Annotated in this window: 8 protein-coding genes; all 8 read right to left on the reverse strand. The window is 67.5% G+C overall.

Annotated features, from left to right (window positions below; all coding sequences use genetic code 11):
* Window positions 1-879, reverse strand: an 879-nt coding sequence (tssI, locus tag ACGK9R_RS14465) for a type VI secretion system tip protein TssI/VgrG (RefSeq protein ID WP_394582464.1), incomplete at its 3' end; no start/stop codon positions are given.
* 203 nt (window positions 880-1,082) lie between these two features.
* Complete coding sequence (locus ACGK9R_RS14470) at window positions 1,083-1,667, reverse strand: GNAT family N-acetyltransferase (protein WP_394582466.1); 585 nt, start codon at window positions 1,665-1,667, stop codon at window positions 1,083-1,085.
* Window positions 1,651-5,298, reverse strand: coding sequence for a type VI secretion system membrane subunit TssM (gene tssM, locus ACGK9R_RS14475; protein WP_394582468.1), 3,648 nt, complete (start codon window positions 5,296-5,298; stop codon window positions 1,651-1,653). Before tssM ends, ACGK9R_RS14470 begins: the two co-directional genes overlap by 17 nt.
* Window positions 5,299-5,371: 73 nt before the next feature.
* On the reverse strand, window positions 5,372-6,817 hold the full coding sequence (tssA, locus tag ACGK9R_RS14480; protein ID WP_394582470.1) for a type VI secretion system protein TssA: 1,446 nt from the start codon (window positions 6,815-6,817) through the stop codon (window positions 5,372-5,374).
* A 9-nt stretch (window positions 6,818-6,826) separates the two neighbouring features.
* The gene (gene vasI, locus ACGK9R_RS14485) at window positions 6,827-7,474 is read right to left on the reverse strand and encodes a type VI secretion system-associated protein VasI (protein ID WP_394582472.1); all 648 of its coding nucleotides are present in this window, start codon (window positions 7,472-7,474) and stop codon (window positions 6,827-6,829) included.
* Window positions 7,471-9,063, reverse strand: a complete 1,593-nt coding sequence (locus ACGK9R_RS14490) for a sigma-54 interaction domain-containing protein (RefSeq protein WP_394582474.1) — start codon at window positions 9,061-9,063, stop codon at window positions 7,471-7,473. Before ACGK9R_RS14490 ends, vasI begins: the two co-directional genes overlap by 4 nt.
* A 4-nt stretch (window positions 9,064-9,067) precedes the next feature.
* Window positions 9,068-11,668, reverse strand: a complete 2,601-nt coding sequence (gene tssH / locus ACGK9R_RS14495) for a type VI secretion system ATPase TssH (RefSeq protein WP_394582476.1) — start codon at window positions 11,666-11,668, stop codon at window positions 9,068-9,070.
* An 8-nt stretch (window positions 11,669-11,676) separates the two neighbouring features.
* On the reverse strand, window positions 11,677-12,516 hold the full coding sequence (icmH, locus tag ACGK9R_RS14500) for a type IVB secretion system protein IcmH/DotU (RefSeq protein WP_394582479.1): 840 nt from the start codon (window positions 12,514-12,516) through the stop codon (window positions 11,677-11,679).
* Window positions 12,517-12,519 lie beyond the last annotated feature (3 nt).

Below are 12,519 nucleotides of genomic sequence, written 5' to 3' on the forward strand. Positions count from 1 at the left end.
GCTCTCGGCGCGGGCCGTGGTGGCGTTGCGGCGCAGGTGCTCGAGGCGGATGCGGGTGAAGGGCTTGCCGGAGGCGTCCTGCTTGTAGCGTCCGGGGTAGTCGAAGTGCTCGTAGTCGCTCTGCTGGCCGTGGGCCTCCACGTCATCGCCCAAATGATCGTGGAGCTGGGCGTAGGCCGGGTTCCTGAAGCTGTAGTCCTTGAGCTGGGCGCTGGCGGCGGCGACCCGGGCGGTGTGGCTCAATTTGCGCACGTGGCGGGTGGGCGGCGTGCCGCCGGCGCGGCTGTGATAGGTGCGCTCGCCCAGGTTGGTCAGCGCCTGGGGGTCGTCGGAAAACACCAGCCGGTGGGCGCCGCCTTCGCTATCTTCAAACTCGTGAAAGTAGAACAGCCCTTCCTCGGCGGCCAGGCGCTCGATGAAGGCGAGATCGGTCTCGCGGTACTGCACGCAGTACTCGCGCTCGGCGGGCTCTCGGCTAACGGCAAACGCCACGTCGCTGATGCCACGCTCGTCCAGCAGGGTGTTGATGATGGTGAGCGGGTTGGTCTTCTGGAAGATGCGCGAGTTCTGGCGCAGCGAGGTGCGCCAGAGCGCCGGGCGCAGCGTGAGGGTATAGAAGGTGCGCCGGTGGCCGCGATCACCCCGGCCGAACTCGCTGATGATGCCGTGAACCCGGCGCAGCGGCGCGCCGTCCTGCCACACGGTGAGCGTGGCCTCGCGGTCGAGCAGCTCGGCGGCGTCCAGGCTGCCGTCGCGGCTGGCCAGGGTCGCCGTGAGTTCGAAGGGTTCGGAGAGCGCTTCGCGGTGGGTGAAGTCGACCACCGCAACGTCGTCGACGCCGGGGAGTGTCAGGGTGAACTGCAGGCCGGTACTTGGCATGTCAATGTCCCTCTTCTGAACTTGAAACGATGGCGGCCGTGCCAGCGATGCCCCTTGGGTCTCCTTCGGCCGCTAGCAAAAAGGAATCGCCTTCATGCTCGGCGGTGGGGTTCACTGGCAACCTGAAGGTTCTATCCATGTCGCGACTCCTCGTTCGATCCTGCTCATTCATTGCGCTTATTCATTCCGCTTATTCATTCCACTTATTCATCCCACTTCGCGGGCGCCTCAAAACTGGCGACCTCCAGGGCATCCACGTGCTGGCGGGTAAAGCCCGCTGTCTCGAGGCTGTCTACGGCACTCTGGCAGGCCAGCGGCAGCCGTGTCTGCAGCGGCACGCCGCTCAGGGTGACGCGCAGCGCCCGTAAAAGCCGCGTGCCGTGGCCGCTGCCCTTCCACTCGCGGCTGATAAAGAAAAAGCGGATCTGCCAGGCAGCCTCGTCATCGGTTCGGCAGGCCAGCACCATGCCCAGCGGCGGGCCGTCGCCGTGGCGCAGCGATAGAAGCTGCCCCTGCCAGTGCGCCACTTGGCCGTTTTCCTGCTGGAGCCAGAGCCCGCGGTGAACGGTGAACTCCAGCGCACGGCGCAGCGTCTCGAGGGTGTTTTGATCGCGCAGCACCCAGGGCGAATGCCCCTTGGCGTCGGCTTGGGTGACCGCCTCGAGAAAAGTGTCGATATCCTGCTCCTGGGCCTTTTCCAGGGCGCGAGCGCCTTGGGGGCGCCCACGCCGCTGGCGGGAGGCGGGCTTGCCCTCCCGGGAAAACAGTCTCTTAAATGTTGTCAGCATGGCCACCTCGCTCGGCGTAGAGGGCGGAGGGCAGCTGAAAGCCCGCCGCCAAGGGCCGAGTGAAGGGATTAGGGGCACCGCCAGCGAACAGTCGGTAGCGCATGGTGCCGCCATCCACGTTGAAGCGAAGCTCCAGCTCGCGCTCGCTGACGCTGGTGATGTCGGCCTGTTCCAGCAGGCGGAACCACGCCCAGGCGCCGTCCTGACTGATGCTTCTCGGCGAGCGATTGACTTCGCTCGGCACCATGGTGATGCGGCTTTCGGTGCCCCCGCGCAGGGCGTTGGGCCAGATCATCGACACCCGCTGGCTGGCGCTATGGGCGTACTCGATCAGCTGACCGTCCACGCTGATGACGCTGCGTCGCTTGTTGGCGCTCAAGCTCACCGGCTCCAGGGCGAACTCCACGTCCAGCGCGCCGTCGCGGCTGAAGTAGGCGCGGCGAATCTGCTCGGCCTGGTCCACCGCGGTATAGAGGCTATCGCGCAACAGCGAGTTGCCCTCGGCGTCGGTCAAATACTCTGGCGCCCCCTCGATGAAGGGCTTGAGGCTGTCTTCGTAGAAGGTATCCAGAATGCCGCCGGGGGCGAAGAAATCCTCGAAGTCGTTGAGAGCCACGTCTCGGGAAGCGCCGGGGGCGAGCGGGTAGCGCCCCGCCAGGCGCTCCTGATAGGGCGCGACCACTTCGTCGAGCCACAGGCTTTCCAGATGGCGGGTGGCGCTGGCCATCATTAGCTCCCAGCTCTGGTCGGCCAACTGGTGCAGCATGCGCCCGACCGGCTCCGGCGTATCGTCGGCGATGCGTTTCAGGTTCTCGATGGGGTCGCTGCCGCGCAGCGAGAGCCGGTCGCGCACGCTGATGAAGGCGCGCTGTCCTGAATCGCTGGCCTCCTCGATCTCGCGCAGGTAGTCGCGAAGCTGGGTGATGGCGACCTTGATCTCGGCAAGCGACGAGGGATTGTCGTTGTCCGCTTGGCCGAGCCGGTTGATCGGCGTGAAGGGCTGTTCGATGGCGAGCGCCAGCTGGTAGCGCTGGGACTGACGCAGCGCCTCGCGGGCCAGATCGTCCTCCTCGGGCAGCTCCGGGTAGAGGCTGGTGTTGCGCGCAACCGCTTCCAGCAGCCGGTCCAGCGGGCGCTGGGCGCCGACCAGCGCGTCCGCCACCACGATGGCCTGGTGAATGTCCGGCAGCGGTACCAGGCGGGTATCGCGCAGCGCGTCGCGCCAGCTCACCTGGTAGTCGCTGACGTAGTGCTCGCGCAGCGCCATCTGCAGCTGCTCCTTGTCCGCCTCGCTGAAATCGATGTCGTCACGCTGGCCCAGCACCCAGACATCGATCAGGGCGAGCTCCACGGCGCGGTCGAGCTCCTGCAGGAAGTAGTTCTCGAAGCCGTCGCGAGTGACCAGATACGGCAGCCGCACGTGGTCCGGATCGTCGTTGCGAGCCATGAAGACGGTGTTGAAGAGCGTGCCCACGCTGCGGCGCAGATCCAGCGGCTCGCCGCGACGGTTACCGGCGGCCTTGAGCGCGGCGTAGACCCGCTCGTCGATGGGCTGACGCAAGAGATCCTGCTGGGCGGCCTCGATGCTGCCCACAAGCGGCGCCATGGCCTGCTCGGCGCGGGGGCTCCCCGCCTCTATGCGGCCTTGAAGATCGCTGTGCGCCATGGCGTAGTCAAGGTGAGTCAAGAGGCGCTGCTGCACGTCGCCCTGCTGGGGGAAGTAACCCTGCCAGCGGTTGGCCATGTAGCGCTCCACCCGCTCGGTCTGGCGGCCGCTCTGATCCGACATCATGCGCAGCACCCGCAGCAGGGCGAGCTTCTCGTTGCTGCCCTCCTCGGCGCGGTTCATGTCATCCATGATGCCGATCATCAGTGCCGGCAGGAACTGGGTTTCCAGCATGGCAAGATACGCCCGTTCGACCTGGGCGCCGATCACGTGGCCCTGGTAAAGGCCCATGTCGGCGAAGTACGGCGTATGAGTACGGTACTCGCCGAAGGTCTGCATGGCGTAGCGCAGCCGGTCCAGCGGCTCGAGGAATTCGCGCCCGCTGGGGTCGTCGCTGCGAAACTCCTCGGGCCGGGTGGCCAGGTAGGTTTCTGCGCGCTCCTCCACTGCCGAAAGCGAGACGCTGTTCTTCTGGTAGAAGTGGGTCCAGCCGCCCACCAGCGCCACGCCGAGCACTGCGCAGATCGCCAGGCTGGCGTTACGGGCGCGCTCCCGGCGCCGAGCGACGCGGGCGTTATCCGAGGCCAGTCCCGCTTCCGGGTAGATGACTTTCTCGAACAGCTCCTCGGTGAAATAGAGGGCGCTGCGGGTCGCGCGGTGGGCAGGCTGAACGCTGTCGTCCATGTGGTAGCGCCGAGCGGCGGCGTCGACGAAGGGGTCCTCCGGCACGCCCTGTTGGTACACCGAAGTGAAGTAGGCCCCGCGCACCATCGCCGCGGTGGAGAAGCGGTCGCTTGAGAGCGACTCGGTCAAAAAGCCCAGCAGCACGTCGCGAAGTCCGGCGAGCTGGCGCACGAAGCGAAACACCGATTCGCGCTCCTCGCGGTCGCGACACTCGGCGAGCATGCCCGGCAAAAGCTGATTTAGGCGGGTGAGCATGGCGTCGAAATCGGCTGCGAACTCGCGCTCCCACTGCCCCGGGGTGTCGATGGAGCCTGGGGTGAAGGTGAAGCCCAGCGGCGCCTTGCGCGCGGCCCGGGAGTAGTGGCGGAAAAAGTCGTCGAAGCCGTGCAGCAGGTCCATCTTGCTGAAGGTGACGTAGACCGGAAGCCTGGCGCCGTGGCGCTCCATCAGCTCGCGCAGGCGGCTACGCAAGAGCGTCGCGTAGGCCTTTCGCACGGCGACCTGGGCGTGGCTTAGCCGCGCCAGGTCGAGCACCAGCACGATGCCATCCAGCGGGCGCTGAGCGCGGTTGCGCTCGAGCCAATCGACGAAGTGATCCCACAGCCGCCGCTGAAGCTCCTGAGGCTCGCCGCCCTCCATGGCGCCCTGGGTCAGAAGCTCGCCATCCGGGTCGATCAGTACCGCCTGATCGCCGATCCACCAGTCGAAGCCGAGCTGGCCCTGCTTGCTGCTCTGCCCGCTGGCCTTCATCACGTGGGTCAGGGCGAAGTTCTGGCCGGAGCGGTTGATCAGGCTGGTCTTGCCGGCGTTCTCGACGCCCATCACCAGGTACCAGGGCAACCGGTAGCGGGCGTTGTTGCCGCCCAGGCTCTCGGTGAGCTCGCCAAGCACTGCATTGAGCGAGGTCTCCTGGCGCTCGACCTGGGCGAGCACCGGGTCCTGCTGAAGCGCCGCTTCCTGAGCGCGCTCGGTGTCGAGTTCGCGCAGTCGGCGCGTCAGGCGCACGCCCCACACCACCGCCGCCAGCGTCACGATGGCAAGCGTTGCGGCCACGCGGTTGACGAAGGGCGAAAGCGGCATCACACCGCCCACTTCCCAACGGGGCCCAAACCACCAGATCGCCACCAGCAGCAGGAGCACCAACACCGCCCAGAGCGCCATGGAGAGTCGTGACAGCCCCCGCGCCTTGTTGAGGTGGGCGTTGGCCCGGTTCTTCGCCGTCTGTGCCCTGGAGAATTCCGGCACCCAGCGGCTTAGCTTCGATTTCAAGGTTGACCACATGAGCCTTCGTCCCTCGTCCCTTTAAAGATGATCATCGGTATGTACCGGTTGGCGCGATGTCTGTGCCTTGCCATCAGGCCTGTTTCAGTGCGGCTTGCAGGCGCGCGACCAGCGCGGGTTCCCACTGCTCCAGCGCAAGCTCGGTCGCCGTCTGATGCAGCGTGGCGTAGTGCTGGCGGGCCAGGCTCTCGAGCCCCGCCTCGCTCATTAGCTCGGCGCTGGCTAGCCGCCAGTAGGCGCTCTCTCGCGGCGAGCTTGCCGCGTTCAGGCCGCTGTCCAACACTTTTAGCGCGGCACCGGTATCGCCCTGTTCGAGGATCTCCCGCGCCTCGGCGAGCCCCTGCTGCCAGTCATCGCTACCGCCTTCGCCGCCGCCGCTCCCGCCAGGAGTGCTGGTCAGCCACCTCGCGGTCTCGTCATCGAGAAACGCTACGCCGTTCTGAAACGTGAGGGCCTCGATGCCCGGCAGCCGGGCGACGAAGCGCTGGGTCTCGTCGCGAATCGCCTCGGCGCAGCGCATATGCCCCAGGGTTTTCGCCAGCCCCGCACTCAGCCGGTGGCCTTCGAGCCAGTAGGGGCTCAGCGCCAGGCTCTTCTCGATGCGCGCCCAGAGCGCTTCGTCGCCGCCCTTGCTGGTCGCCTCGCGGTACTCCGCCGTGCGATCCGCCGAGACCGGGGCAAGCTCGGTCTTGCCGCTGGCGTTGGCGCCAGGCAGCGCCTGGATCGTGCTCCAGATCGCGTAGCGGCGCAGGCGGTAAGCGAGCGGCTCGCCCGGCGACTGCTCGGCGAGAAACTCCGCCATGTTGAGCAGCGCCTGGCGGTTGGCCCGCTCGTTGCCCGCCTCCAGGCGAAGCTCCGGTGCCTTGGCCGCCGGCGCTGATGGCGCTTCGCGCGGGTTCGAAGGCGCCGTCTCGGAAGGCGCCGCGGGCGCCCCTTGAGCCGGTGGCGCGGCGTCCTGGGTCGGGCGCTTGTCGCCGAGCTTGCGGGTCAGCTCGTCGAGCGCCTGATGGGGCAACGAGCGTTTGGCCACTTCCTGGGCCAGCTCGCCAAGCGAGGCTTCAAAGGCGTCGAACTCTTCCTGGGCGTTGTGGAAGTCGAGGGTATCGACGAGCTTGACGCTACGCTGGACGAACTGCTGGAACAGCCGCGGGCGCAGCTTGGCCCCGCGCTTGCCGGCGAAGGGGTAGGCGTGCTCCCACCAGGGCGCAGCAATGGCCCGGGCCAGAAGGCGTAGCGACAGCGCAAAGCGCACGCCGCTGCCACCATGCTGCATGCAGTGCAGCAGGTGGCCCAACACCTTCAGGTCCTTGCCGCGCTCGCTGAGCAGGCGCACCGCCCGGGTCTCGGCCTGCTCCCAGTCGATAGCGCCGTGCTGAAGCGAGCCGATCTTCATCATCTCCTCGTCCAGCGCCAGGTAGTCGCTGCCCTCTTCCACCGGCTCGCCCACCGGCGCACCGTCGGCGTTCTCCGGCAGCGCAGCGAGCAGGGGGGCGAGCTGGGATTCTGCGGTGATCTTCATCGTCTCTCCTTACCAGCCGCAGTCGTCGCGCAGCGGGCCAACGGCCTGGCGCAGACCGGTCACGTCAAAGCGCAGCCCGTCGAGGGCCGCCACGTCGCTTTGCAGGGTGACGGTGCTGGCACCGAGCAGCTGGCGCAGCGTTTCGATGGCCGGAAGCCCCCGGCCACCGCCCACCACTCGGCCGCCGTCGCGCACCCGCCACTGCTGAGTGACCGAGCCGTTGTCGCCGCTCAAGCGAACGTCCACCCGGGCCTGCGCGAGGGGCTCCGGCAGATGCAGCTGAAAACGTGTGATCCACTTTTCGCAGGCCAGCACCATGACCGGGCGGGGCGGCGTGGTACCCAGCGCCGGTACGCTGATCAGGATACTGTCCTGAGTCTGGCTTTCGATCAGCCCCATGTCGCCCTGCTCACGGCCGGCCTCCTGGCGCTCGATGGCGTACCAGAGCGCCGGCAGCTCGCCCGGCGTCTCAGAGGAGGCGGCGTCGAGAAACAGCGCGTCGTAGCAGTTGAGCCGCTCCAGCCGCGAGTCTTCCTGGCCGCAGTCCCGCGCCGCCTCCAGCAAGGCGCTCGGCTGCTGGGCGTTAGCGAGACTCGTCAGGCTCAGGGTCAACAGCGCGCCGTACAGCCAGCGGCGTTGTGCAAACATCACGTTCATTTGGTATCCAGCTCCAGTAGCTGACATTTGTGCGCCAGCGTGCGCTTGGGCAGCCCCAGGCTCTGCGCCGCTTGGGCGCGGTTGCCGCCGAAGCGCTGCAGCCGCTGCCGGATGATCGAGGATTCGATCTCCCGCAGGGCCTGGCGAAGGTCGTCGATTTCATTGGGCACCACCGTGGCCGCCGGCCGGGCCGCCGCCGGTTCTACCACCGGCTCGAGCGCCACCTCTGGCGGCTGCTCGCCGGGCAGCTGGTCGGGGCCGATATCCGCCCCCGGGGGGGTCATGGCGCAGGCGTAGTCGATCACGTTCTTGAGCTCGCGAACGTTGCCCGGATAGTCGCGCCGGTATAAAAGCCGCAGCGCCGCCGGGGTGATGCCCATGTCGCTACGCGCTTCGCGCTTGCAGAAGTCGCGGATGAAGGCTTGGGCGAGCATCTCGATGTCGTCGCGCCGCTCGGCGAGCGGCGCCAGAGTGATCGGAAACTGCCCCAGCCGATAATAGAGATCCGCCCGAAAGTGCTGCGCCTTGATCTGCTCGCGCAGCGGCTGATGTGTGGCCGCGACCACGCGCAGATCTGCGCAGCGTTCGTCGCTGGCGCCGAGCGGGCGGTAGCGGCCGCTCTCCAGCACGCGCAGAAGCTTGGCCTGAAGCGCCAGCGGCATGTCGCCGATCTCGTCGAGAAACAGCGTGCCGCCATGGGCCTTGGCGATCAGCCCTTCACGGTTCTGATCCGCCCCGGAGAACGCCCCCTTGACGTGGCCAAAGAGCTCCGACTCCAGCAGCGTCTCGGGGATCGCTGCGCAGTTGATCGCCATGAACGGCGCCTGGGCACGCCCCGAGAGCTCGTGGATCGCTTGGGCCACGCGATCCTTGCCGGTGCCGGTCTCGCCTTGCAGCAGCACCGCCAGGTTGGTCTCGGCGGCGCGCACCACGTGGCTTCTCAGCGTCTGCATGACGCTCGAGCGCCCCAGCAGGCGCTCCCCCAGACGATCCGCCAGGGCCTGGCGGCGGGCACCGTCATTGAGCTTGGAGAGCGACTCCTCGAGCACCCGGGAGCGCTGGCGCTCGCCGTGCTCGCGGGCCAGCCGCGCCCACAGCCGGCACAAGAGCGCCTCGAAGGCGGCCATGCCGGGGGCGTCGAACAGCGTCTCGAACAGCGCCGGGTCGCCGGCCAGCAGTAGCACGCCGAGCCACTCGCGCCGGCCGTCCGGTGCGCGTAGCGGGCGCAGGTGCAGGCGCAGGCGCGCTCCCAGCGGCGCGATCTGGGCCTGGAACCCGTCGTGGTCCAGGCGCAGGCGGGCGTCGGTCACGGTCAGGCCGAGCGCCTTGTCGCTGCGAATCACATGAGCGTAGGGGTGGCTGAAATCGGCGCAGTCAAAGCGCTCTGTTGCGTCGTCGCGTCCCACCCAGCGCCCGCTGCCATCGATGTACAGACACTCCACCATGGCAAGCCCCAGCTGGCGGCGCAGAAGCCTGGCTGCTTGGCGGCGCAGCGCACGGAGCGAGTCACTCTCTACCAGCGTCAGCGCCAGCGGCATGGCCGACAACGCCGACATCGGTGGATCAACGGGGCGGGTGGAAAGCGTCATGGCGTCACACGACCTGCGCATCGAAGGTCTGGCGTTCGGCGTCGATACCCAGCACCACCCGCGATATCGGCTCGCGGCGGGCCATGCGCTCCAGAAGCGCCCGAGAGAGCGGCGGTAGCAGCTCGCCGTCGATCACCGATTCGAGCATTCGCGCGCCGTTCTCGCTGCGCGTGGCGCGGGTGCAGATGGCCTCGCGCAGCGCGTCATCAAGGATCACCTCGGCTTGGGGATGGCGCGCGCGAATGCGCCAGGCCAGCGTGTCGAGCTTGGCCGCGACGATGTCGCGCAGCGTATCGCCAGAAAGCGGCAGGTAAGGCACCACTTCCATGCGCGCTAGAAGCGCCGGCTTGAAGAAGTCGGCCAGTACCGGGTAGAGCGCATCAAGGAGGGCAGCAGGATCATTGTGATAGCGGTTGATCTGCTCGAAGCCGAGGTTCGAAGTGAGAAAGAACAGCACGTTCTTGCAGTCGATAAGCCGCCCTTCGCCATCGGCGAGCTCGCCCTTGTCGAAGGCCTGGTAGAACAGGTTGAGCACGTCCGGGTGCGCCTTTTCCACCTCGTCGAGCAGCACCACCGAGTAGGGGCGCTTGCGGATCGCCTCGGTCAGAAGCCCGCCTTCACCGAAGCCGACGTAGCCCGGCGGTGAGCCGATCAGCCTCGAGACGGTGTGCTTCTCCTGGTATTCGGACATGTTGATGGTGGTCAGAAACTCCCGCCCGCCGTAGAGCTGTTCGGCGATCTGCACCACGGTTTCGGTCTTGCCCACGCCGCTGGGCCCGGCGAGCAGGAACGCACCGAGCGGCCGCCCCGGTCGGCGTAGATCCGCCCGGGCGGTGAGCAAGTGGCGGTGGATGCGCTCGATGGCCACGTCCTGGCCCTTGATGAGCTGGCCCAAATGCTCGGGAAGCTCGGTCAGACGGGTCAGCTCGTCGCTGGTCATGCGCTCGACGGGCACCCCGGTCCAGTCGCCGATCACCTGGGCGATCTGCGCCTCCTCGACGCTCGGGTTGACCAGCGCGAAGGCGTGCTGAAGCTGGCGAAGCTCGGCCTCGCGCTCGGCGAGCTCGGCGTGGAGCGCCTGGGGATCGCTTTGCGGTTCGGCGTCGAGCAGCTGGCGATGCAGGGCGACGATGGCGTCGACGCAGTCGCGCTGGGCTTGCCAGGCGGCCTCCAGGGTGGCGAGTTCCTCTTCGAGCCCGGCCAGGCGCTCTTTAAGCGCCTCAAGCCGGGCGGGCTCCTGGGTGCGGCCCAAGAGGGTCTCGCGGGCGAGCTGGTCGCGCTCGCGCACGGCGGCGGTATGCTCGCTCTTGAGATGGCTCAGCTGGCGCGGCGGGGTATCCAGTGCCTGGGCCAGTCGCGTGCAGGCGGTGTCGAGCACGTCGATCGCCTTGTCCGGCAGCTGGCGCCCGGCCAAATAGCGCGCGGAAAGCGCGGCGGCGGCGCGCAGGCCACTATCGCCGATCAGCACGCCGTGGGCGCGCTCGTAAACGTCACGCAAGCCACGCAGGATGACCAGCGCCTGATCGATGCTCGGCTCGGACAGCGCCACGGGCTGAAAGCGCCGGGAGAGCGCGGGGTCCTTCTCGAAGTACTTCTTGTACTCACGCCAGGTGGTGGCGGCGATGGTTCTAAGCTCGCCCCGGGCCAGAGCGGGCTTCAACAGGTTAGCCGCGTCGCCGCCGCCCTCCTGGTTGCCGGCACCAATCAGGGTGTGGGCTTCATCGATGAACAAGAGCGTGGGCCACGCGGCGTTCTTGACCTCGTCGATCACCGCCTTGAGGCGCTTTTCGAACTCGCCCTTGACCGCCGCCCCGGCCTGAAGCGCGCCTAGATCCAGCGTCAGCAGCTCGACCCCGGCCAGCGCCGCCGGCACCTGGCCCGCCACGATACGCGCGGCCAGGCCCTCGACCACCGCACTTTTGCCCACCCCTGCATCGCCGACCACGATCGGGTTGTTCTTGCGCCGCCGTCCCAGGATGTCGAGCATCTGATCGATTTCCGGGTCGCGGCCCAGCACCGGGTCGAGTTCGCCCTGACGCGCCTGCTCGGTGAGCGAGGTAGCAAAGCGAGCAAGCGCGCTATCGTCGCCGGCGGGGCGCTGGCGAGGCGGCGCGTGCGCCTCCTGCGGGGCTTCGGCGGAGTCCGTGGTCAGCGCGTCGAGGCGCCGGCGCAGATTTTCGCGGTTGATCTCGGCCAGCAGGCGCCGCGAGCCCGGGCCCAAATAGCGCTCCGGCGTATGCAACAGCGCGGTGAAGATCGCCCCACTCCTGAGCGCTGCGTGCTGATACTCGGTGGCGGCCAGTAGCCAGGCGTCCTGCAGAAGCTCGACCAGCAGCGGCGAGAAACTCGGCGTGGTCACCTCCACGGTACGCGGCGGGCGGGTCTCCTCGGCAAGCGCTGCCCGCAGCGCCTCGGTGTCCACGTCCATCTGCTCGCAAAGCAGGCGTACGTCGCACAGCGGCAGGTCGAGCAGCGCCTGAAGCAGGTGGCCGACGGTTACTTCCGGCGCTTGCTGCTCGGCGCACAGTACGGCGGCCTGCTCGAGCCCTTGCCTGGCGATCGCGTTGAGCCGGTCGATCAGCGCCGGCAGCTCTACCCTGAGCATGGCATCTCCTAGCGGTAAAGTTGGTTGAGAAGCGTGGTGATCTGCTCGGCCTGGCGGTCGAGCGAGAGCGAAAAGCCGAGGTAAACCGCCACCATGGCGACCCCGAACAGAGCAAAGATGCCCCAGATGGGAAAGCTCGCCCCACGACGGCGGCGGCCCTTGGCCACGTTACGCAGGGGCTGGGTGAGCGCATCCTCCCCCATCGGCTCCGCCATGGCGGAGAGCTGGTCGCCAAGCGCCCGCAGAATCTGCTCGTACTCGTCGCGCCCATGGGACATCACCCGATAGCGCCCCTCGAATCCGAGGCACAGACACAGGTAGATGAAGGCCAGCATGTCACGGTAGCGCTTGGGCTCCTGCTGCAGCCGGGCAAGAATCGAGAACACCTTCTCGCCGCCCCAGGTCTCGTTGTGAAAGCGAGCCAGCAGCGAGTGCTCCGCCCACTTGCTCTGGCGCCCCCAGGGCATGCCCATGACCGCCTCGTCGATGAACGAACAGAGCACGTAGCGGTAGGCCAGAAGCGTCGCTCGGTCGTAGCCCTGCTCGGTCAGTTCGATCTCGATGGCGGCGATCTCGTCCACCACCTGGCGGTAGAGGCGCTCGACGTCGGCGACCTGATCGAGCTGGCGCACCCTTACCACCATTCCCAAAAGGCTTCCGGCGGCGTCGACCAGCGGGTTGAGGTTGTGGCCGCGCAGTCGAAACCAGTAATCCTCGTCGGCGTCGAGCTGCTCGGCGTGGCTATGGATCAAATGTTCGAGCCCGCGCTCGTTGATCAAGTCCTCGTGGCGCCCCTTCACCGCTTTTGACGCAGAGGCGCTCGGCTCATTGGTGGCTAGCTGTGACATGGT

Source organism: Halomonas sp. HNIBRBA4712 (genome assembly GCF_043558675.1).
In the GTDB taxonomy this organism is placed as follows: Bacteria; Pseudomonadota; Gammaproteobacteria; order Pseudomonadales; family Halomonadaceae; genus Vreelandella.

Bases quoted from the DNA above. Each gene is read 5' to 3' on its own strand.
- tssM (WP_394582468.1), bottom strand. From the start codon at position 5,298: ATGTGGTCAACCTTGAAATCGAAGCTAAGCCGCTGGGTGCCGGAATTC.
- tssH (WP_394582476.1), bottom strand. From the start codon at position 11,668: ATGCTCAGGGTAGAGCTGCCGGCGCTGATCGACCGGCTCAACGCGATC.
- icmH (WP_394582479.1), bottom strand. From the start codon at position 12,516: ATGTCACAGCTAGCCACCAATGAGCCGAGCGCCTCTGCGTCAAAAGCG.
- vasI (WP_394582472.1), bottom strand. From the start codon at position 7,474: ATGAACGTGATGTTTGCACAACGCCGCTGGCTGTACGGCGCGCTGTTG.
- ACGK9R_RS14490 (WP_394582474.1), bottom strand. From the start codon at position 9,063: ATGACGCTTTCCACCCGCCCCGTTGATCCACCGATGTCGGCGTTGTCG.
- tssA (WP_394582470.1), bottom strand. From the start codon at position 6,817: ATGAAGATCACCGCAGAATCCCAGCTCGCCCCCCTGCTCGCTGCGCTG.
- ACGK9R_RS14470 (WP_394582466.1), bottom strand. From the start codon at position 1,667: ATGCTGACAACATTTAAGAGACTGTTTTCCCGGGAGGGCAAGCCCGCC.